Below are 22170 nucleotides of genomic sequence, written 5' to 3'. Positions count from 1 at the left end.
TGCCAACTCATACCCCCCCAGACCCGCCCTACCTTCATAAACAATCCGGTAGTTTGGAGTTTCCGCCGGTCCGGGGCGCCCGGGAGAGTCAGCGGCCGCGGGCGATTCGTCCCCCGACGCGGTCCTTATCCGCGCGGATCCGGTCTGCGACCTCCGCGATCTGGGCCAACACCGGGTACCGCGGCCCGTCGGTCGGGCCGTAGAGGTAGGCGTAGAACGGCCGTTCGCGGTCGGCGTCGAGCGGCGTGCGCGGCGTCAACGGGGGATCGTCCAACGAGCGCTGTCGGTCGGCGGCGAGGTCGTCGCACTCCCCTTCGAGTTCCGCCAGCCGGCTCCAGACGTCGACGGCGGCCTCGGCCTCGCAGCCGGGTCGGACCCCGTCTAAGTGACCGAGCAGCCGGCGGCGACGGCGGTCGATCGCCGACAGCGCTGACTCCCTGTCGCCGATCGCGTCGATCTCTTCGTCGATCGCGTCGGCGAGGCGTTCGCGTGCGTCGACGGCGCGGCGGCTCCGGTCGACGAGCGCCGACTGCGCGGCGCCCGAGAGCCCCCCGTCCGACGCCAGCGCGGTCACGGCGTCCGGACCGAGTTCGGCCGCCAGGCTCTCCGCGGGCGTCTCGTCGTACTCGGCCCGGTAGTGAGGGAGCGACAGCACGGTGTCGTCGTACGCGGCCATCACCCGTCTGAGGCTGACGCTGCTCCCGGGCGATCCGCCGCCGGGGCCGCGCGCCCCGTCGCCGGGAGCGCCCATTCCGCGGAGCGAGCCGGCCGGCACGCCGGACGGCGTCGAGTCCGTCGCGGCCGAGATGGTGTCGATGTCGGCCACGCGGTCGGCGAACGACTCGAACGCGTCCCGCTCGTCGAGGACGCGGCGTCGCTCGCGGTGACAGGCCGCCTCGGCGTCCCGGACGTACGCGAACGCGACCAGCGCGGCGAGACCGACGATCGCGACCGCCGTCAGCACGCCCGGATCGGTCGCGACCGCCCACAGGTCGCACCAGCCGCTCGAACACCCCGCCGCCGTCACCCCCTGATCGGGGATCTGAAACACCGTCGTCGAACCCGTACGAACGCTCATTACGCCTGTTAACACGGTACACACACAAAGCGCTTTTGTCCGCTCGACGGGGTTCGCCGGCAGCGCTCGTCTTCTCGCCTCGTCGGGCCCTCAGTCCCGGACGCCGTCGTCGGTGATCACGGTGTCGATCATCCCGATCGGGGTGGCGTCGTAGCTCGGGTTCTCGATCTCGACGTCCTCGACGGGTTCGCGCATCACCTCGACGGCGTCGCGGAACTCGTTCTCGAACCGGAACTCCTCGATCGTCTTCGCGCCCGAGCCGACCGCGGTGACTGGGACGCCGAGCTCGCGCGCCGTGACGACGAGGGGGAACGTGCCGATCCGGTTGTAGTAGGTTCCCCCGGTAATACAGGTGATACCGAGCAGGACGCGGTCGCAGTCGCGGAGCGCGTACCCCATCGCGCTGTCGACGACCATGCGGACGTCGACGCGGGACACCCCGGCGAGAATCCGCGCGGTCTTGCGGCCGAGCGTCCGCGGGCGCGCCTCGGTGACGTAGACGGTCAGGTGCGCCCCGTCGCGCGCGGCGTTCTCGATCGCCTCCAGCACCGTCGTGGAGTAGTCGTGGACGAGCAGCGTGTCGCCGTCCTCGATGTGCTCGGCCGCGTTGGCGGCCGCCTCGCCCTTCGCCGTCTCGATGTCGTCGACGACGCGGGCGATCACGTCCTCCAACAGCTGCTTCGCGCCCTCGACGCTCGTCGCCTCGCCGACGATGGATCGCTCGACCTCGCGCATCGCGTTGTGGAGCGCGGCGTGGGAGGGGTTCGACCGGCGCAGCACGCCCGCGTTGTGTTCGAGGTCGCGCTCGAACTCGTCGACGGTCACGTACTCCCGGTCTAACAGGTCCGCGAGCGACCGCGTCGCCTTCACGGCCACCGCGGACGTGCTGTGGGTCCGCATCGCCCGGATCTCGGCGACGGTCTCGTCGATCATGCCCGAAGGGTCGACCGCGCCGGTAAAAGGGGTTCCGGGGGCGAGTCGGCGGCGAGGCGCCCCGGAGTGCGCCGTCGCACTACTCGAACCCGATCCGGCCGATCGCGCGCGGCAGACAGCCCGCGTCCGGTTCGAGGTACGAGTAGTGGTCCGCCACCAGATCGCTGACGTCGATGTCGGCGTAGCCGTCCGGCGCGGTCGCGGCGCCGGACAGCCCGCCGTGGCCGACCGCCCGGGTCCGGTCGGAGGCGCGGTACACCCACCCGAGGACGCGGTCGTTCCGGCTGTGGAAGTTGTAGAGGGGCGCGTCGAGCGCCCCAATTGCCGCCCCGTACGCCCCGTCGGTCCCGACGCTGTCGTGCGGGATCGCCCCGCCGAACAGCGACACCGAGGCGAGGGCGTCCGTCCGCCCCCTGTCCGCGAGTTCGCGCAGCGCCGCTCCGGTCACGCGAGCGCCGAGCGAGTGCGCGAACAGGTGGACCGGACGGCCGTCCTCGTCCGCCCACGCCGTCAGCCAGTCGGCGAGCGGGGCGGCGTTGGCGTCGGCGGTGCGCTTCGCCGGTCCCCAGTCGTCGTTCGACGACCACGAGTAGCCGATCACGGGCGGGACGCTCGCCGCCGCGTCGTCGCCGCCCGCCGAGTCCGACGCCGCCGCCAGCCCCAATCGCGCCGCGTACGCCTGATCGCGGGCCGACTCTGCGTCCGCGCCGAGGCCGTGGACGTACAGGACCACCGCGTCGCTGCCGCCGAACTCCCACGACCCCGAGCGCGTCGTCGGCTCGTCGGCGTCGAGCCGCCCTCGGGTGGAGACCATCGGCTGTGACTCTGGCGCCTCGTACCCGCCGAAGTCGCCGTCGAGCGCGTTGGCGACGTACAGTCCGCCGCCCCCGAGGAGACCGACGCCGCCCGCGACGCCGTAGAGGAGCCGGCGGCGGGTAACGGGGCCGGACGAGTCGTCCGATGCGTCCGAGCTGTCAGGAGTGGTATCGGATGAGATGTCGAATCGTCGGCCCGAGCGATCAAATAGCTGACGCGGCGGCGACGGCTGTTTATAAACGGGTCCCCTACGAGACGTATGAGCTACCCGGTCACGTACTACTGTCCCCACTGCGGGACGCTCGTCGCGCTCGAACGCGAGGGGTACCTCGCGGACAAGTCGGTGACGCCGTACCCGCTGGAGGGGTGGACGTACGTCGCGCCGACCGAGCCGTTCGACGCCGACGAGGCGACCGAAGACGGCGACACCGCCGACGCCGACGGCGTCCGGTTCGTCTGCGGCGAGAGCGACGGCGTCGAGTGGGACCCGCACGACGGCGTGCGCGGCACCGACGTCGGCGGCGACGAGCCGTACCGCGAGCCGGACGCCGAGGGCGTCGGCTGCGGCGAGGCGTTCTACCTCTCGTTCGTCCGCTACGACGAGGGGCGCGAGATCGACCCGCGGGCTGAGTCTGCCCCCGTCGAGATCAACCCCGATCCGAGACCGAGCGGGCCCCGCGGTCCGAGCGGCCCCGGCGAGGCCGGCGGCCCGAGCGACTCCGACGGCTTCTGGTGACGACTCGGAACGCTCGCTTACATCCGGCTGACGAAGCATTTCGGTCGAACGCTCCCGAAATCGCGCTCGCTCAATTCTAAATAGTCGCTGGTGGACCGGCGACAGACACCGGCAAAGCCCCACCGGAAGACGTTCCTGCTCGCTTTGCTGCGCGGGCTGCGACTTCCGTGCTCCCGCTCGCTTCGCTCGCGGGAACGCGCAGCACCGCAGCCTCACACCTCCCCAGCCGCGTCGCTCGCCGCGGGCGAGCGACTCCCTCGCGCGTGCTCCTCACGCCCTGCGGGCGTTCGGAGGCACGCGCCACCGCCTCGGTTGTTTATAAGTAACGTCCACCGGATCTCTTGCGACGCCCCGAGCCGAACAGCCAAACCCCTTAAACGGGGAGCGAGTACGCTCGTTTATGGAAAGCATCAATCGGACCGCGATCGAGCTGGTCGACGAGGCGCTCGACTTCGCCGGCGAGCTGGATGTCGTCGGCTACGAGCTGGACAACGGCGCCACCGTCGTCGACTTCGGCGTCGACGCGGCCGGCGGCGTCGAGGCGGGACTCCTGCTCGCGGAGATCCAGACCGCCGGGCTCGCGAACCTCCAGACGCGAATGGGCCGGCTCGCCGGCGCGCCGCGCCAGTACGTCGAGCTGTCGACGGACCACCCCGCGGTCGCGCTGCTCTGCTCGCAGAAGGCCGGCTGGGAGCTGACGACCGAGGGCGGCTTCGAGGGGCTGGGTTCCGGCCCCGCCCGCGCGCTCGTCGGCCGCGAGACCGAGTTCGAGCGCGTCGGCTACTACGACTCCTCCGAGTTCGCCACGCTGGCGGTCGAGTCGACGGCGCTCCCCGACGAGGAGGTCGCCGAACAGGTCGCCAAGCTGGCCGAGGTCGACACCGACGGCGTGTTCCTCCCGACGTTCGCCACCGGCTCGACCGCGGGCTCCGTCACCACCGCGGCCCGCGCCGCTGAACTCGCCGTCTTCCGCCTGTTGGAGGTCGGCTACGAGCCCACGGACGTGCTCCACGCCTCCGGCTCCGCGCCGCTCGCGCCCCCGACCCGCGACGAGACCGAGGCGATGGGCCGGACCAACGACGCCTTGGCGTACGGCGGCGAGGTCCACCTCCAGGTCGCGCGCGACGACGACCGCTTCGGCGAGATCGTCTCGACCGCGGGCGAGGAGTACGGCACCCCCTTCGTTGAGGTGTTCGAGGACGCCGACTGGGACTTCTACGACGTGCCCGAGAGCGTGTTCGCCCCGGCGCGGGTCACCGTCGACGTCGTCGACGGCCCCGTCTACACCGTCGGTGAGACCGACGAGGAGCTGCTCGCCGAGTCGTTCGGCTACCGCTGACGCCGCGAGCGTCTCCGACTGATGCGACTCAAACCCGTCCCCGAACCCCCGGCCGACCTCGACGCCCTCCGCGAGTACCAGCGCGCGGTCCCGCTCGTCCCGGGTACCGCCGACGACTGCTGCGCCCGCCTCCGGCGGCGACGCGACCTCCCCGACCGTCAGACCGCGAACGACTGGCTCGCGTTCCTGCGCGCGCTCGACCTCGCCGAGGACACCTCTCGGGGGTTCGTCCGCGCCGACGCCGAGCCGACGCCGGAGCGCGTCCGCGAGGGGCTCCGAGAGGAGGTCCTGTTCGGCCCCGAGGCGCTCGCGGCGCTGCGGGAGGCCTCGACCGACGACCCGCTGACCGCCCCCGACCTCTTCGCCGCGACCCGCGACCGAGTTCCGCGGCACGACAGGGCCCGCGATCCCGACTGGGAGGCGACGTGGCGGGGCCGCGCGGCCCGGCTGCTGGGATGGCTCGCGCTCGTCGACCTCGCCGCGCCCGTCGGCGACGGCACGGAATCGCCAGAGGATGCGCCGGGCTACGTCGCCGGCGACGCGCTCTGACGCGGCGGTCGTCTCCTCCGCTCCGACCGTTCGAACTCCCGCAACAAGCCTTTTACTCGGTGCCGGAGAGGGAGTCACATGGGACGATTCGACGAGCGCACGGTCCGCTACGAGCCGACGAGCGTCAAGGACCTGCTCGTCGAAATGAAGGACACCGCGGAGCTGTTGATCGATCTGTCTTATTCGGCGGTTCTCCACGCGAGCCCGACGGTCGCGCACGAGGTCGTCGAGCTGGAACACCGGATGGACGTGCTCCAGATGCGCGCCCGGATGAGCCTGATGCTCGCCGCGCGGAACCCGAACGAGGCGGAGACGCTCGCGCCCGTGCTCGGCGTCATCGCGGCCGCCGACAAGGTCGCCGACGCCGCGGGCGACATCGCCAAGATCGTCACCGAGGAGATCGGGCTCCCCGAGGCGATGCGGGGCGCGCTCTCCGCGGGCGTGGAGACGCTCGTCCGCGGGACCGTGCGGGGCGAGTCCGCGTACGCCGGCCGGACGCTGGACGATATCGACCTCGAATCGGAGACCGGCGTCCGCGTCATCGCGGTCCGGCGCGACGAGGACTGGATCCTCAACCCCGGACCGACCACCCGGTTAGCGCCCGGCGACGTGACTCTGCTTCGGGGGCCCGAAGCGGGCGTCGAGGACGTGTACCCCGAGCTGAGCGGCGACCCGTTCGAGCCCGAGCCCGCGCCCGAGCCGGCGATCGACGACTTGGAGCGCGCGGTCGACTCGATCGTGTTGATGAAGAACCTCTCCGAGCTCGCCGTCGACCTCGCGTACGGGTCGGTCCTCTTCGACAACGAGGAGCTGGCCGAGGAGGTGAGCAACCTCGAGATCGAGGTGGACGCGCTCCAGTCGCGGTTCGAGGCGTGGACGCTCCGCGCCGCGGCCGAGGCCGACGACCCGGTGTCGCTGCGGGGACTCATCCACCTCGGCGTCGCGACCGAGGAGATATCCGACGCCGCGCTGGCGATCACCGAGGGAGTCCTCCGCGACCTCGACGTCCACCCGGTCGTGGAGATGGCGGTCCAGGAGTCCGACGAGATAATCACCCGGACCGTCGTCGTCGAGGGGAGCGAACTCGACGGGACCGCCGTCGCCGACGGCGTGCCCGCGACCGACATCTCGACGAGCGTCCTCGCGATCCGCCGCCCGGACGAGGGGTGGCTGGTCGGCCACGACATCGACACCACGCTGCGAGGCGGCGACGTGATCATCTCGAAGGGAACCCGGACCTCAGCCGAGGAGTTCGATGCCCTCGCGGCGTGAGGCGGACGACGCAGAGCGCGGAGCGAACGCCGACGCGGACAGCAGAGCGAACGCCGACGCGGACAGCGGAGATCCGGCGGGCGAAAGCGCCGACCCCGCCGCGCTCGCCCGGGCCTACTACGACGCGATCGACGCCGGCGAGTACGAGCGGCTCGCGTCGCTGCTCGACCCCGAATTCGTCCAGCGGCGCGGCGACAGGACGTTCGAGGGACGCGACCGGTTCGTCGCGTTCATGCGAGACGGGCGGCCGAACACCGACACGACCCACGCGGTCGACCGCGTCTATCCGTCGGGTCCCGGCGTCGCGGTCTGCGGCCGCCTCCGTGACGCTGACGGCGACGTGCTGTTCGCGTTCGTCGACGTGTTTGAGACCGAGGCCGGGCGGTTGACCTCGCTTGAGACGTACGGGGCCGGGTCGTCCGACGGATAGGCCGTCTCCCCGGCCTTACCACGCCGCCCGCAACACGCCGAGGATCTCCTCGGGAGTCGCGTCGAGGTCGGCCGGCGCGCGCTCCATCGGCGGGTCCTCGGCGACGAACTCGGCGATCGCCGGGAGGTCGTCCTCGTCGGTCTCGGGGAGATCCCGGAGGCGGCTCGGGACATCGAGCGCGTTCCGGACCTCGGCGACGGCCGCGACGACATCCTCGGCGATCGCTGCCTCGTCGCGGCCGCCGGTCCGGATCCCGAGCCCGGCGGCCAGCGCCCGCCGGCTCGCGTCGACCTCGTCGAAGAGGTACGCCAGCGCGTGCGGCGCGACGACGGCGTGGACCGCGCCCTGCTGAACCTCGTATCGCCGCGCGAACCCGTGGCCGAACGCGTGGATCACGCTGATCTTGGAGTCGAGCTGGACGAGCAGCGACCCCACGACCGCGCGGTCCATCGCGTCCTCGCCGCCCGGTCGGTCGCCGGCCACGCGGGGGAGCGCGTCCGAGAGGAGGCGGAGTCCGTGGACCGCGGCCGCGTCGCTCACCGGGGAGGCGTCGCGGGCGTACGGCGTCTCGATCCCCTTGTCGAACCCGTTCATCGCCGACCCGGCCAGCACCGAGGCCGGCGTCGTCTCGAACAGCGCCGGGTCGGCCACGTCGACGATCGGCCACGCGCCGCTCCCGCTGACGGTCACCGGCTGTCCGGTCGGCGACTCGTCGGCCGAGAGGACCTCCAGCGAGCCGCCTGTCGAGACGTCCGCGCCCGCGAATGTCGTCGGCACGACGACAGCCGGGAGGGCGGGGCCGCTCTCAGGCGCAAGGTCGCCGAGCGCGTCTGCGCCGGCCTCCGCGTCGCCGCGGAGGGCGTCGAGATCCCGGCCGTCGGCCGCGAGCAGCGTCGCCTGTCTCGCGACGTCGAGGCTGGCGCCGCCGCCGACCGCGACGAGGACGTCCGCGTCCGCCTCGGCCCGCGCGTCGAGGAGGTCGTAGGCGGTCTCGACCCGCTTGTCTGGCGTTGTCCCGTCGAAGACGCCGACGAGTCGGTCGCCGAGGCCGTCTCGGACCGGATCCATCAGGGCGTCGTTCGCGCCGGTGTTCGAGCCGCAGACGACGAGCGCGCCGTCGAGGCCGCGATCGCCGAGCCAGGCGCCGAGGTCGGCGACTCGTCCCCGCCCGTACCGGATCTCGCAGCCGCGGTGAACGTGGTCGAAGGAGTCCGCCATCGGTAGCATCGGCGACGGGTACGCGAGGGCGCGGTTTGTAGCTGTGGGAGAGCTAGGCACACGTCGCCGTCGGGGGCTCACACGCGCGCGTGCGCCGGGTTTATAACCCGACAGCGACTAGCGAGTGTAAGTTCCTATGTCAGAGCAGAGCGAATACGGAGCCGGCCAAATTCAGGTCCTCGAAGGCCTGCAGGCCGTCCGTAAGCGACCGGCGATGTACATCGGGTCCACGGACGGTCGGGGGCTCCACCATCTCGTCTACGAGGTCGTCGACAACTCCATCGACGAGGCCCTCGCGGGCTACTGCGAGGAGATCGAGGTACGGATCCACGACGACGGCTCCGTCTCCGTCAGCGACGACGGGCGCGGCATCCCCGTCGACACCCACGAGGAGTACGACCGCCCCGCGCTCGAGGTCATCCTGACGGTCCTCCACGCCGGCGGGAAGTTCGACTCCAAGTCGTACCAGGTCTCCGGCGGGCTCCACGGCGTCGGCGTCAGCGTCGTCAACGCCCTCTCCGAGCGGCTCGAGGTCGAGGTCAAACGTGACGGCGGCGTCTTCCGCCACCGGTTCGCGCGCGGCGAACCCGACGAGGACGGCTTCGAGCGCGTCCGCGACATGGACGCCGGCGAGTCGACCGGGACCGAGATCCGGTTCTGGCCCGACGAGGAGATATTCGAGACGACGGAGTTCCAGACCTCCACGCTCGCGAACCGACTCCGCGAGCTCGCCTTCCTCAACTCCGGTGTCGAGATCCGCCTGGCCGACGACCGCGACGACAGCGAGGAGACGTTCCGCTACGACGGCGGCATCCGCGAGTTCGTCGAGTACCTCAACGAGACGCGCTCGCCGATCCACGAGGAGGTCATCTACTTCGAGGGCGAGACCGACGGCGTCCACGTCGAGGTCGCGATGCAGGCGACCGAGGAGCTCCAGGGCTCCGTCCACGCGTTCGCCAACAACATCAACACCCGCGAGGGCGGCACCCACCTCACCGGCTTCAAGACCGCCCTCACGCGGACCGTCAACGACTACGCCAACGAACAGGGGCTCGTCAACGACCTCGACGCCAACCTCAAGGGCGAAGACGTCCGCGAGGGGCTCACGGCGGTCGTCTCGGTGAAACACCCGGACCCGCAGTTCGAGGGGCAGACGAAGACGAAACTCGGCAACAGCGAGGTCCGCGGCGTCGTCGAGTCCGCGACCCACGAGAAGCTCGGCACCTTCTTCGAGGAGAACCCCGACACCGCCGAGAAGGTCGTCCACAAGGCCGCGGAGGCGGCGCGCGCCCGGAAGGCCGCGAAGAAGGCCGAGGAGCTCACCCGCCGCAAGTCGGCGCTGGAGTCGACCGCGCTCCCCGGTAAGCTGGCGGACTGCCAAACCCGCAACCCGACCGAGGCGGAGCTGTTCGTCGTCGAGGGCGACTCCGCGGGCGGCTCGGCCAAGCAGGGCCGGAACCGCGAGAACCAGGCGATCCTCCCGCTGAAGGGGAAAATCCTCAACGTCGAGAAACACCGCCTCGACCGCATCCTAGAGAACGACGAGATCCGCGCGCTGATCACCGCGATCGGCGCGGGCATCGGCGAGGAGTTCGACCTCGACGACGTCCGGTACAACAAGATCATCCTGATGACTGACGCCGACGTCGACGGCGCCCACATCCGGACGCTGCTCCTCACGCTCCTCTATCGGCACATGAAGCCACTTCTGGAGGCCGGCTACGTGTACGCGGCCCAGCCCCCGCTGTACCGCGTCCGGTACCGCGGCGAGACGTACGACGCCATGACCGAGGCGGAGCGCGACCGCATCGTCGAGGAGGAGTGCGACGGCAACCCCACGCAGGTCCAGCGGTTCAAGGGGCTCGGCGAGATGAACCCCGACCAGCTGTGGGACACCACGATGGACCCGACGAACCGCCGGCTCAAGCGCATCACCATCGACGACGCGGCCGCCGCGGACCGCATGTTCAACGTGCTGATGGGTGACGCGGTCGAGCCGCGCAAGCAGTTCATCAAGGAGCACGCGACCGAAGCGGAGTGGGTGGACATATGAGCTCGGAGACGCCCGACGCCGACCCCGGCGACGTCCGCGCAGCACAGGTGACGAACGCCCGCATCGAAGACGAGATGGAGCAGTCGTACATCGACTACGCGATGTCCGTCATCGCGGGTCGCGCGCTCCCCGACGTGCGCGACGGGCTCAAACCCGTCCACCGCCGGATCCTCTTCGCGATGAACGAGGCGGGCGTGACGAGCAACTCCGCGCACCGCAAGTCCTCCTCCGTCGTCGGCGAGACGATGGGCGATTACCACCCGCACGGCGACAGCGCCATCTACGACACCCTCGCCCGGATGGCGCAGGACTTCTCGATGCGCTACCCCTTGGTCGACGGGCAGGGGAACTTCGGCTCCGTCGACGGCGACCCGCCGGCCGCGATGCGGTACACGGAGGCCCGGATGGCCCCCATCGCCGAGGAGCTCATGGCGGACATCGAGCGCGACACCGTCGACTTCCAGGCGAACTACGACGACCGCCTCGAGGAGCCGGAGGTGCTGCCCGCGGCGTTCCCGAACCTGCTCGTCAACGGCTCGTCGGGTATCGCCGTCGGAATGTCGACGAACATCCCGCCCCACAACCTCGGCGAGGTGATCGACGCCACCGTCGAGCTGATAGAGACCCCCGACGCGACCGTCGAGGATCTGATGGAACACGTCAAGGGGCCGGACTTCCCGACCGGCGCGAACATCGTCGGGCGGAACGCGGTCCACAAGGCGTACAAGACGGGGCGCGGACGGATCCGCGTCCGCGCGGAGTTCGAGGTCCACGAGGAGGAGGGACGGATCGTCATCAGCGAGCTCCCCTTCCAGCAGAACAAGTCGCGGCTCGTCGAGCGCATCGCCGAGGACGTCAACGAGGGCGCGATCGAAGGGATCCGCGACCTGCGCGACGAGTCGGACCGCGACGGGATCCGGATCGTCGTCGAGCTCAAGCGCGACGCGATGGCGGAAGTCGTCAAGAACCAGCTGCTGGAGAGCCACCTCGAACGCACGTTCGGCGTCATCAACCTCGCTCTGGTCGACGGCTCGCCGCAGGTGCTGGACCTCAAGCAGACGCTCGAACACTACGTCGACCACCGCCGCGAGGTGGTGCGCCGGCGCTCCGAACACGAGCTCGCCGAGCGCGAGGACCGCGCACACATCCTCGAAGGGCGGCTGAAGGCCCTCGACAACGTCGACAGCGTCGTCGAGACGATCCAGGACTCCGACGACCGCGACGCCGCGAAGGCCGCGCTGGAGTCGGCGTTCGACTTCACCGAGGCGCAGGCGGCCCACATCGTCCGGATGCAGCTCGGCTCGCTCACGTCGATGGAGACGGCGGAGATCGAGTCGGAGTACGAGGAGGTGAAGGCGCGTATCGAGCGGCTGGAGACGATCCTCGCCGACCCCGCTGAGCTCGATCAGGTGATCGTCGACGAGCTTCAGGAGATCAAAGCCGAGTACGACGACGAGCGCCGGACGAGCTTCATCGAGGACGCGGGCGACGTGACCCACGAGGACCTCATCCCGGAGGAGGAGTGCGTCGTCGTGATGAGCGAGGACGACTACATCAAGCGGATGTCGCTCGACACGTTCCGCGCGCAGAACCGCGGCGGCAAGGGGATCATCGGCACGGGGCTCAAAGAGGGGGACCGCGTCTCCTCGGTGTTCGCGGCAAACTCCCACGACTACCTCCTCGTGTTCACGAACCACGGCCAGATCTACGAGCTGAAGACCTACGAGATCCCGGAGATGTCCCGCACGGCGCGCGGGAAGTCCGCGGTCAACCTCCTCGACCTCGACGACGGCGAGGAGATCGAGTCGGTCGTCAACACCGAGGACTTGGACGACGACGAGTACCTCACGATGGTCACCCGCGGCGGCTACATCAAGCGGACCGCGGTCGACGAGTTCGGGAACATCCGCTCGACCGGGATCCGGGCGATCCGGCTGGAGGACGGCGACGAACTCGTCGACGTCGAGGTGACCGACGGCGACACAGACATCGTCATCGGCAGCCGGGACGGGATGGCGATCCGGTTCGAGGAGACCGAGGCGCGCGCCATGGGCCGGACGGCCCGCGGCGTGATCGGCATCGACCTCCGCGAGGGCGACGCCGTCGCGGGTGTCGCCGCCATCGACGAGGAGTACCACAACTGGGTGCTCACCGTCACCGAGAACGGCTACGGGAAGCGCTCCGACCTCGACGAGTACCGCCCGCAGTCGCGGAACGGGAAGGGGCTCGTCGACATCAAGACCGGCGACCGGAACGGCGAGGTCGTCGCCATCGAGGCGGTGACCCTCGGCGACCACCTGATCGCTATGAGCGCCGACGGTCAGATCATGCGGACCCGCGTCGAGGAGGTATCGACGGTGAGCCGCAACACGAAGGGCGTCATCGTGATGAACCTCGACCCCGACGACGAGGTCGCCTCCGTCGACATCGTCCCCGAGTCGATCCACGCCGCCGCGGACGGCGACGACGAGGCGGAGACGGACGACGAGTAGGCACCGCGCTCGGCGGCGTCCGTTCGCTTTCCAGGCGCCACCGGTCCTCTGTGCGGGCTTGAACTTCCGTCGCGACGAGCGATGCCCACGGAACGACGCAGCGGCCTCGTCGCGGGAATCGGTGCGCTCGCCGGCGCGACTGCCGGCTGCCTCGGGCGGAACAGCGCCGAGCCGAGCCGCCTCGACCTGCCGGTCCGCGACGACGGCGACGCACCGGTGGACGTGGCGGGACCGTCGAGGTCGCGGGCGAGTACGTACACCTCCGGCGAGTCCTTCAGGAAAGTTACTTACTGTCGCCGCGAAAATCACCGAGCGAGATGGACGAGTACGAGGGGATAGACGAGGTCGTACACGAACCGAGCGAGGCGTTCGCCGAGTCGACGAACGTCGCCGCGTTCATGCGCGAGTACGGGATCGACGACTACGAGGAGCTCATCGAGCGCACCACCTCGGAGGTCCCGGGCGAGCCCGCGTCGGGCGTCGACTGGTTCTGGGACGAGATCGTCGACTATCTCGACATCGAGTTCTTCACCGACTACGACGCGGTCCGGGACGACGCCGACGGGCCGCAGTTCTCGGACTGGTACCTCGGCGGCGAGGTCAACGTCGCGCACAACGTCGTCGACCGCCACGCTGCCGTCGACTCGCCGAACCGCAACCGCGTCGCGCTGATCTGGGAGGGCGAGCCCGGAGACGTCCGGGAGATCACGTTCCACGAGCTCCGCCGGCAGAGCGACCGCGTCGCGAACTACCTGACCGAGGCGGGGATCGAGACCGGCGACACCGTCGGGCTGTATATGCCGATGGTGCCCGAGGTCGTCTCGATCCTCTACGGCTGCCTGAAGGTCGGTGCGATCGCCGTGCCGATCTTCTCCGGGTTCGGCCGCGAGGCGACCGCGACGCGGATCGACGACGCGGAGCCGTCCGTCCTGTTCACCGGCGACGGGTTCTACCGCCGGGGCGACGGCGTCCGGCTGAAGGGGACCGCTGACGAGGCCGTCGCCGACGCGGGTCACGTCGAGGACGTGGTCGTGTACGACCGGCTGGGGGCGACGCCCGCGGCCGACTCCGCTGACAGCGGGAGCGACGTCGACCCGGTCCCGTGGAACGACGAGCGCGACCGAACTTGGGACGAGGCGGTCGGCTCGCAGCCGTCGTCGTTCGAGACGAAGCGGCTCCCGAGCGACCAGGAGTCCATGCTGCTGTACTCCTCGGGGACGACGGGCGAGCCGAAGGGGATCGTCCACACCCACGCCGGCGTCCTCACGCAGTGCGCGAAGGAGATCCACTTCGGCTTCGACCAGAAGCCCGCGGACCGGTTCTTCTGGGTCTCCGACATCGGCTGGATGATGGGGCCGTGGACGCTGATCGGCAACCACGCGTTCGGCGGCACGGTGGTGATGTACGAGGGCGCGCCCGACCACCCGGAGCCCGACCGCTTCTGGGAGCTGATCGACCGGCACGGGATCACGCAGTTCGGCATCTCGCCGACCGCGATCCGCGCGCTCCGAAAGCACGGGGACGAGTGGGTCGACGAGCACGACCTCTCCTCGCTCCGTATCCTCGGCTCTACCGGCGAACCGTGGGACCCAGAGTCGTGGCGTTGGTTCCACGACGCGGTCGGCGGGGGCGACTGCCCGATAATCAACATCTCCGGCGGGACGGAGATCTGCGGCTGCTTCCTGATACCGATGCCGAACCAACCCCTCAAGCCCTGTACCCTCGGGGGGCCGGGACTCGGGATGGACATCGACATCGTCGACGAGTCGGGCGAGTCGGTGCGGGAGTCGGGCGAGCGCGGCTATCTCGTCGCGCGCGACTCCTGCCCGTCGATGACGAAGTCGCTGTGGTCAGGCGACGAGCGCTACCTGAACGAGTACTGGTCGACGTGGCCCGACCTGTGGGACCACGGCGACTTCGCGCAGAAGGACGAGGACGGCTTCTGGTTCCTCCACGGCCGCGCCGACGACGCGCTCAACGTCGCGGGGCGGAAGGTCGGCCCGGCCGAGATCGAGGGCGTCCTCATCGACCACGACGCGGTCAATCAGGCCGCGGCCGTCGGCGTCCCCGACGACACCACCGGGACCGCGGTCGTCGCGTACGTCGTCCTCGAACCGGGCGCCGACCCGAGCGACGACCTCCGCGAGGAGCTCCGGGCGCTGGTCGGCGACGAACACGGCAAGCCGTTCCGGCCGCGCGAACTCCTGTTCGTCGAGGCCTTCCCGAAGACGCAGTCGGGGAAGATCATCCGTCGCGCGATCGAGTCGGTGTACAACGACGAGGACCCGGGCGACCTCTCGTCGATGGAGAACCCCGAGGCGCTCGACTCGCTGCGCGACCCGGCCTGAGCGCGGCCCGCCCGACCGCTCGGTCCGCCCTCCGGTCAGGCGGCCGCGTCCGCCACCGCCTCGGCGAGCGCGTCGTAGTCCGGCTCCTGCCCGGCGTTGTCCGCGAGCCAGCGATACGTCACAGTCCCGTCGGCGTCGATCACGAAGACCGCGCGCTGCGCGACGGTCTCCACGCCGTAGTGTGCGAAGTCCTCGACGACATCGTACGCCTCGACCGCGCGGTGGTCCGGGTCGGCGACGAGCGCGAACGGGAGGTCGTACTGAACGCGGTAGGCGACGAGCGCGTGCGGGAGGTCGGTGCTCACGCCGAACAGCGTACAGTCGTCGCGGTCGAACCCGTCCCGTAGCGCCTCCATCTCGTCGGTACAGGTGTTCGAGAAGGCGGCGGGGAAGAAGGCGAGCACGACCGGCTCGTCGCCGACGTGCTCGGAGAGTTCGAACGGCTCGATGTCGCCGTCCACGACCGATCCGGTGAAGTCTGGGGCGTCGTCGCCGACGTCTGGCATACCGGGTCGTCGTCGGCCGGGCGTATCACCGTTTCGGCGGCGGCACTCGGCCGCCGGCTCGGGTACCGACTCGCGTCGTGTGACGCCGGAGGGCGCCAGATCGGCGAGCCGGGGGGAGAATTAAGTGTACCACCGACGCAGGACAGGTGATGTCCGGCCCTCCACGCCGCCTCTCACGTCGAACGGTGGCACTGCTCACGGCGACCGCATCGCTGACGACGCTGTCGGGCTGTTTCACGGACGACGGCGGAGACGCCCCCCGCGCGGAGACGGTGCTCAGGCTCGACGAGGCCTCGCTGGTCGGCGTCTCAAACGAGTTTAGCACCCCAGTCGACTTCGTCGGACACGCGGGACGGACGGCCGTCCGGACCGCGATCGACGGCGGAGAAGGGACCGTCGACGGGTACTACGGGCCCGGCGTCTCGGCACCGTACGTCGTCACCGACGGCCCCGAGTACTACCGGATCGAAACCGAGACGGTCGATTCCGTCGCGGCACCGGGCTACGCGTACACGGTGGAGGTCGACGCCGTCGACTCCTTCCTCCTCGGTCCCCCGTCGAGCGTCCCCTTCGCGGACCTCCCGGACCACGACCGGGACACGGTCCTCGACGCGCTCGGGGACGCGTCGCTCGTCCACGCGCCGCACTACCCGCCGTTCGGGGTCAAGTTCGCGTACGCGTCCGCCGAGCGGCGAGAGCGCTCGCTGTTCGTCCCCGGGAACGACGACCAGCGGGTCGAGTGGGACGGCGAGCTGCTGCGGTTCGCGTTCGACGGGGAGCGGTCGGTCGAGGTGCGGACCGTCGCCGTCCGTGCCGACCGCGTCGCCTCGTCGCAGCGCGACTTCCGCCGGGCCGTCGGCGAGGAGCGCGGCCGATCGATCGACGACCCGACCGCGGACCAACGCGCGGTCCTCGACGCGGCGATCGACTCGGAGCACGCGGAGGCCCCGCCGCACTCCGACGCGTTCGCGGCCGTCATCGACGCGATCGCGACGGAGGAGAGCGTCGCTCCGCTCGTCCGCTACGACGGCGACTGGTACTTCGCACGGCTCGCGCGTTCCGACTGATTCGGTCCTCCCGGGTGCTGACGACAGATCTCAGCCATTCGCTTACCGAGCGGCGGCGCCGTTCGCTCGCGTTCGCTGCGGCCGTGCGCGGCGCCCGCGCCGACCCGATAAGGCAAAAAGACTATAGTCGCCACAGGGCTAGAGCGGAGTAGAGATGATAAGTGCGATTCCACTGATCGGCGGCATTCCGGCGGGCCCGGAGCTCCTCATCATCCTGCTCGTTCTGGTCCTGCTGTTCGGGGCGAACAAGATCCCGAAGCTCGCGCGGTCGACCGGCCAGGCGATGGGCGAGTTCCGGAAGGGGCGCGAACAGGTCGAAGAGGAGCTGAAAGACATGCAAGATGGCGAGCAGGCGGACTCGACGCTCGACGACGAGGACGACGAGTTCGACGACCTCGAGACCGAGACCGACAAAGAAACCAGCGCGTAAGTCGTCCCCGACGCCGACCGATCACCGCGGTCCCGTTTTCTCCTCCCGTCTTGGGCGCGTGGCCTAGCGGACAGGGCGAGAGGTTCCTAACCTCTCGATCGCGGGTTCGAATCCCGTCGCGCCCGTTCCTTCGCCTCGCTCGGCTACGGGCGCGACTGGCTCCACGCTCGCCCACTGCGTTCGCTCGCGTGGATCCCGCCGTGCCCTTTCGTACCGCTTGCGCTCGGATCAGCGTATCCTGTTTGTGATTTAACACCGTGTAGGGGATCTACCGTTTCAGACGATGTACTACGCCGGTCCCTTACCCACCCGACAGAACGAGCGCGCCGCGAGCGTGACGGCACCGACCGCGATTGCGAGCGTCGCGGCGGTGAGGCCCGGGCCGGGCTCGTACAACAGGGGCGGGTGATATCCGAGTCCGTAGTCGGCGACGGCGTTCGCGACGCCGAGCCCCAGCGCGGTCGCGAGCGCCCCGCGGGTCGTGCGGCCGAACGCAGGGAACAGGAGCGCGAGTCCGACGAACAACAGGTGCGTCCCGATCACGCCCCAGTAGTAGATCAGCGCGTCGGGCGCGGAGACGTACTGACCGACGGCGAGGTTGAGCGACACCAGCGGCCAGAGCCCGAACTGGACCAGCCAGACGAACGCGACCGTGTGGAGGTACGCGAGTCCGCGAGAGGTGGGCGCGTCCGCGGTGACGCTGCCGCCGCGTCGGACGGTCGGGACGACGCTGGCGAGGACGCCGCCGCCGAGCGCGACCGCGACCGCGGAGTCCGCGTACAGCGGCCAGAGGACGACCGGCACCTCGTCCGCGGTCGGCGCGTAGTACCCGACTCCGACCGCGAACATGAACGCGGTAAACGCGCAGACGACGGCGAGGCTCCGCGGGGTTCCGAGCAGTTCCTCGGCGATCGCCGCCCGGACGCGCCGCCTGACCGCGCGCTGACGCAGTCGGCGGAGTCGCGGGAACCTGTCGGAGCGTGACACGACGGAGGGTCGGCGGGCGGGGGACTAAAATCCGCCCGTCCGCGGTCGATTATCAATCGCGGTGTTTTGCGAGACACCTTTTTCAACGGACCGCGCGTTCCCGGAACTATGAGCGACGAGGATGTCGAACGATCCGCCCTCCAATCCGACACCGGGGGCGGTCGATCGGCGTCCGACGGGTCCGGGTCAGCCGATTCGGACGCGGACCCTGCCGAACCGGAGACGCGAGGCGCTGAGGAGGTATCGACGGACGAGACGGGCGATGCGGACGAAACAGACGAAACGGACGACCGAGCGTTCGAGAACGTGATTTTCGAGGAGGGGGACGGAACGAGCGACTGCTCGCCGGTCGTCACCGACCGGTACACGTGGCGGACGCTGCTCGCTGATCGCGGGGACGAGGACGCAGCGGCGCGGGTGTACGCGGACGTGCCGGACGCGCCGGTAGTCCCGGCGGACGCCGTCGCCCTCCACCTGCCGGACGGCGTCGACGGGGTTATCCGAACCGCCGGGGTCGACGAGCCGTTCGCGGCGGACGGCGAGACGGCGGTTCCCGGACACGGCACTCCGGATCGAGGGACGCTCGTCGTCGGTCCCGACGCGGTCGTTCTTAGCGGTGCCGCCGTCGTGCCGACCGGCGATCGGCGGGTGACCCCGCCCGCAGCCGCCGCGGGTGAGGACGAGACCGAAGGCGAGGGAGACGGTGCCAACGGCGACGGGAGGGGCGGCGACGGCACCGACGACGCAGAAAGACAGGGGGTCGATGCCGACGCTGACCCGGACGACGCGACGTTCTCCTTCGAGGACGAACGCGACGGCGTGGAGGCGACATCGGGTGCCGGTGCCGAGACCGCAGCGGCCGCGGAACCGATCCCACGAACCGTCTTCGACCGGTCGGTCGGTCGCGAGGGCGTCTCCGGCGTCGTCGTTGCGCATGGAGCCGATGTCGAGTCGGTCCCGTCCCGCCCGCCGACCCCCGAGGAGTGGGACCGAGTCGCGTTCGATCCGGCGACGCTGCTCGGCTTCGACCCGAGCGAGACGGACTACCGCTTCCGCGCCGCCGCGGCGGTCGGCGACGCCCTCTGGGACCTGTGCGCGGCCCGTTACGACCCCTACTCCGTCCCCGTCTTGAAAGGGTACTACACCTGGGACGACTACCGCGAGGAGTTCTTCCTCGACGAGGACGGGAACCGGCCGACCGAGGAGAACGAGGAGGGAGAGGACGAGCCGCTGTCGTTCACCCACGAGGACAAGACGGAGGCCTTGGGTTTCGACCCCGACCGCACGGAGGAGCTACTCGGCGCGGGCGGCGAGGCCGCGGCCGACCTCGCGGACCTCGTCGACGAGCGCACCGTCGACGTCAACCCGGATCTCGACGAGGACGCCTTCTTCTCGACCGACGAGGGTCACACCACCCTGACGAACCGGTACGACCTGGAGAAGGCGGTGCCGATGCAGAAGAAGACGCACTTCCGCGAGGAGGAGCGCTACTGGGTGAACAAGCCGTACGCGTTCGTCATCGTCTTCCGGTCGCGGAAGGAGAACGAGGCGAAGTACTACGTCGTCCAGCCGTACCGGACCGATATCGAGGCGGACCTCACGGAGTTCCTCACCGGCAAGCTCCGGACCTCGATCAAGTACGCCGACGAGTCGATCGCCGGCGGCGACGAGTCGTTCCGCGAGGAGGTGATAGTCGAGGAGGCGCGCACGCTGCTCGACCGCTACGGGCTCTACGAGGACGAAGGCGACGAGCGGGGGATCGCGGACACGCTGGTCGACCGGTTCGGCATCGACCCGACAGCGGGGATCGCCGGGCGGATCGCGGAGTCACTGGGGTACGAGCCCCCGGTCGAGTCGCCGGCGAACCCGCCGGAGATCAGCGCCCGCCCCGAGCCGGCCGTCCTCGCGGAGGACGCCCGGACACTCTCGGCGCACCAGGTCGAGAAGCTGTTGTACTACCTCAAGCGGGACTTCGTCGGCTACGAGCGCATCGACCCGATCAAGTACGACATCAACGTCGAGGACATCTCCTGTGACGGCTACAACTCCCCCGTCTTCGTCTACCACTCCGAGTACGAGCAGATCATCTCGAACGTCCACCACGGCACCGACGAGCTGGACGACTTCGTGGTGAAGCTCGCCCAACGGTCAGGAAAGGGGATCTCGAAGCGCCGGCCACAGGTAGACGCCACCCTCCCGGACGGCTCGCGCGCGCAGCTCACGCTCGGGAGTGAAGTCTCCGACCACGGGACCAACTACACGATCCGCCAGTTCAACGACGTCCCGTTCACCCCGATCGACCTGATCAACTGGAAGACCTTCTCGCTCGACGAGATGGCGTTCCTCTGGCTCTCGATCGAGAACCACAAGAGCCTGATCTTCGCCGGCGGTACCGCCTCCGGGAAGACGACGAGTCTGAACGCCGTCTCCCTCTTTATCCCCTCGAACGCGAAGATCGTCTCCATCGAGGACACTCGCGAGGTGGAGCTCCCCCAGCGCAACTGGATCGCCTCCGTCACCCGTCCCTCCTTCTCCGACGACGACAAGGGCGACATCGACGAGTTCGACCTGCTGGAGGCCGCGCTCCGGCAGCGACCGGACTACATCGTGATGGGCGAGATCCGCGGCGAAGAGGGGCGGACCGCCTTCCAGGTGATGTCCACGGGGCACACCACCTACACGACGTTCCACGCCGACTCCGTGGGCGAGGTGCTCAAGCGGTTCACCACCGACCCGATCAACGTCTCGAAGACGATGTTCACGGCGCTGGACCTGGTCTCCATCCAGACCTCCACCCGCGTTCAGGGCAAGAAGGTGCGCCGGAACAAGTCGATCACCGAGATCAACCACTACGACGCCGAAAACGACGAAATCAACGTCCAAGACGTGTTCCAGTGGCAGGCAGAGACGGACGAGTTCCTCCAGATGGGCGACTCGAACACGCTCGAAGACATCATGTTCGACCGCGGTTGGAGTCGGGCGATGCTAGACGAGGAGCTTCGCAAACGCCGGGTCGTGTTGGCGTACCTTATCGACCGCGGACTCAACAGCTACGCGCAGGTGGCGGCGACGTTTCAGGCGTTCATCAACGACCCGGAGACGGTGCTGGCGCTGATGGCCAACGACGAGCTGGAGCGGTCGCTGGAGGACCTCCGCGAGATGGAGTCGGTGCTCATCAACGTCGACCGCGAGAAGGAGAAGCTAGTCCCTCGTCCGACGCCGGACGCGGCCGGCGAGAAGGAGGCCGCGGAGATACTCGACGCGGCCGAGGACCTGTTCGAGACCTATCGGGGCGACGTGCCGGACTCCGTCGCGGACGCGCTCCTCGAGATGGACCACGCCCGCGACATCGAGGCAGAGTCGACGGGCGACCGCGAGGCGCTCGCCGAGGCGGCCACGGAGGCGACCGCGGCCGACGGAGCGCCGAGCGGCTCGGACTCGGGCCGAAGCGATCCCGTGGAGACGGACCCCGACCCCGCCGCCGACTCCTCGCCGGAGCCGCCTACCGACCCGAGTCACGCCGATTTCGAACGGACTCCAGAAGCGAGCGCCGCTCCCGCCGACGACGGCTCCGGCGCGCCGGGGGACATCGACTTCGGCGAGCCGTTCGATGACGGGGTCGACGTACTCTCGGCCCCGTCGGCGCGGTCCGAGGGGGACGCGTCGGCCGACGTGGGCGAGGGGTTCAGCGCCGCCGACCCCGAAACGGACGAGACCGCCGACGCGGAGGCCGACGGCGGCGCGGTCGGTTCCGGCGGCGAGGCGGACTCCGATGACCGTGAGGCGGAGTCCGACGACGCGGAGAGCGCCTCGACCGACGACGCCGACGGCGCGGCGACCGACGACATCGACGACTGGGGGTTCGGCGCCGTCGAGCCCGCGGAGGAGGGGTAGCGCCGTGTCCGTCGCGAGGGCC

Annotated in this window: 17 protein-coding genes and 1 tRNA gene; 12 read left to right on the top strand and 6 right to left on the bottom strand. The window is 69.9% G+C overall.

What is annotated here, in order from left to right; translation table 11 throughout:
* Positions 1-88: 88 nt before the first annotated feature.
* The 3 genes from EXE41_RS14815 to EXE41_RS14805 all read right to left on the bottom strand — a co-directional run bounded on the left by EXE41_RS14815 (position 89) and on the right by EXE41_RS14805 (position 2825).
* Positions 89-1078, bottom strand: a complete 990-nt coding sequence (locus EXE41_RS14815; RefSeq protein WP_137691395.1) for a hypothetical protein — start codon at positions 1076-1078, stop codon at positions 89-91.
* A 90-nt stretch (positions 1079-1168) separates the two neighbouring features.
* On the bottom strand, positions 1169-2011 hold the full coding sequence (locus EXE41_RS14810) for a translation initiation factor eIF-2B (RefSeq protein ID WP_049929463.1): 843 nt from the start codon (positions 2009-2011) through the stop codon (positions 1169-1171).
* A gap of 79 nt (positions 2012-2090) precedes the next feature.
* Positions 2091-2825: a DUF726 domain-containing protein gene (locus EXE41_RS14805; RefSeq protein WP_137691394.1), complete on the bottom strand. Its 735-nt coding sequence runs from the start codon at positions 2823-2825 to the stop codon at positions 2091-2093.
* A gap of 261 nt (positions 2826-3086) precedes the next feature.
* Here EXE41_RS14805 and EXE41_RS14800 point away from each other — a divergent pair, with 261 nt between their 5' ends.
* The 5 genes from EXE41_RS14800 (at position 3087) to EXE41_RS14780 (ending at position 7153) form a co-directional block, all read left to right on the top strand.
* A complete protein-coding gene (locus EXE41_RS14800) occupies positions 3087-3563 on the top strand; it encodes a hypothetical protein (protein WP_049929465.1) in 477 nt (158 codons plus the stop codon).
* A gap of 400 nt (positions 3564-3963) precedes the next feature.
* Positions 3964-4902, top strand: a complete 939-nt coding sequence (mch, locus tag EXE41_RS14795; RefSeq protein WP_086216379.1) for a methenyltetrahydromethanopterin cyclohydrolase — start codon at positions 3964-3966, stop codon at positions 4900-4902.
* A 21-nt stretch (positions 4903-4923) separates the two neighbouring features.
* A complete protein-coding gene (locus EXE41_RS14790) occupies positions 4924-5451 on the top strand; it encodes a hypothetical protein (RefSeq protein ID WP_049929467.1) in 528 nt (175 codons plus the stop codon).
* Between the two features lie 78 nt (positions 5452-5529).
* Entirely contained in the window at positions 5530-6723 is a 1194-nt protein-coding gene (locus EXE41_RS14785) for a potassium channel family protein (RefSeq protein ID WP_049929468.1), read from the top strand.
* The gene (locus EXE41_RS14780; RefSeq protein WP_137691393.1) at positions 6707-7153 is read left to right on the top strand and encodes a nuclear transport factor 2 family protein; all 447 of its coding nucleotides are present in this window, start codon (positions 6707-6709) and stop codon (positions 7151-7153) included. Before EXE41_RS14785 ends, EXE41_RS14780 begins: the two co-directional genes overlap by 17 nt.
* Positions 7154-7168: 15 nt before the next feature.
* Here the strand turns inward: EXE41_RS14780 and EXE41_RS14775 are convergent, their stop codons facing one another.
* Positions 7169-8380, bottom strand: coding sequence for an iron-containing alcohol dehydrogenase family protein (locus EXE41_RS14775; protein WP_137691397.1), 1212 nt, complete (start codon positions 8378-8380; stop codon positions 7169-7171).
* Between the two features lie 127 nt (positions 8381-8507).
* On the opposite strand from EXE41_RS14775, the gene gyrB reads away from it, so the two are divergent.
* The 3 genes from gyrB (at position 8508) to EXE41_RS14755 (ending at position 15264) form a co-directional block, all read left to right on the top strand.
* Positions 8508-10424: a DNA topoisomerase (ATP-hydrolyzing) subunit B gene (gene gyrB / locus EXE41_RS14770; RefSeq protein WP_137691392.1), complete on the top strand. Its 1917-nt coding sequence runs from the start codon at positions 8508-8510 to the stop codon at positions 10422-10424.
* Complete coding sequence (gene gyrA, locus EXE41_RS14765) at positions 10421-12916, top strand: DNA gyrase subunit A (protein ID WP_137691391.1); 2496 nt, start codon at positions 10421-10423, stop codon at positions 12914-12916. Before gyrB ends, gyrA begins: the two co-directional genes overlap by 4 nt.
* 317 nt (positions 12917-13233) lie before the next feature.
* The gene (locus EXE41_RS14755) at positions 13234-15264 is read left to right on the top strand and encodes an AMP-binding protein (RefSeq protein WP_137691389.1); all 2031 of its coding nucleotides are present in this window, start codon (positions 13234-13236) and stop codon (positions 15262-15264) included.
* A 35-nt stretch (positions 15265-15299) separates the two neighbouring features.
* Here EXE41_RS14755 and EXE41_RS14750 read toward each other — a convergent pair whose 3' ends face one another.
* Positions 15300-15770 carry a redoxin domain-containing protein gene (locus EXE41_RS14750; RefSeq protein ID WP_049929476.1) on the bottom strand — a complete coding sequence of 157 codons (471 nt, stop codon included), beginning with the start codon at positions 15768-15770 and terminating at the stop codon, positions 15300-15302.
* A 149-nt stretch (positions 15771-15919) separates the two neighbouring features.
* Between EXE41_RS14750 and EXE41_RS14745 the strand changes: the two genes are divergently transcribed.
* From EXE41_RS14745 to EXE41_RS14735, 3 genes are all read left to right on the top strand, one after another.
* Positions 15920-16837 carry a hypothetical protein gene (locus EXE41_RS14745; protein WP_137691388.1) on the top strand — a complete coding sequence of 306 codons (918 nt, stop codon included), beginning with the start codon at positions 15920-15922 and terminating at the stop codon, positions 16835-16837.
* Positions 16838-16991: 154 nt separating this feature from the next.
* Positions 16992-17267, top strand: coding sequence for a twin-arginine translocase TatA/TatE family subunit (locus EXE41_RS14740; RefSeq protein ID WP_049929478.1), 276 nt, complete (start codon positions 16992-16994; stop codon positions 17265-17267).
* A gap of 52 nt (positions 17268-17319) precedes the next feature.
* A tRNA-Arg gene (locus EXE41_RS14735) sits at positions 17320-17392 on the top strand.
* Positions 17393-17555: 163 nt separating this feature from the next.
* Here the strand turns inward: EXE41_RS14735 and EXE41_RS14730 are convergent.
* Positions 17556-18254: a DUF1405 domain-containing protein gene (locus EXE41_RS14730; protein ID WP_137691387.1), complete on the bottom strand. Its 699-nt coding sequence runs from the start codon at positions 18252-18254 to the stop codon at positions 17556-17558.
* Between the two features lie 108 nt (positions 18255-18362).
* On the opposite strand from EXE41_RS14730, the gene EXE41_RS14725 reads away from it, so the two are divergent.
* The gene (locus EXE41_RS14725) at positions 18363-22148 is read left to right on the top strand and encodes an ATPase, T2SS/T4P/T4SS family (protein WP_137691386.1); all 3786 of its coding nucleotides are present in this window, start codon (positions 18363-18365) and stop codon (positions 22146-22148) included.
* Positions 22149-22170: the final 22 nt, after the last annotated feature.

It is taken from the genome of Halorubrum sp. SD690R (assembly GCF_005435035.1).
Taxonomy (GTDB): domain Archaea; phylum Halobacteriota; class Halobacteria; order Halobacteriales; family Haloferacaceae; genus Halorubrum; species Halorubrum ezzemoulense.
Note: the sequence above shows the minus strand (reverse complement) of the source record. Positions and strands in the feature narration are given on the sequence as shown.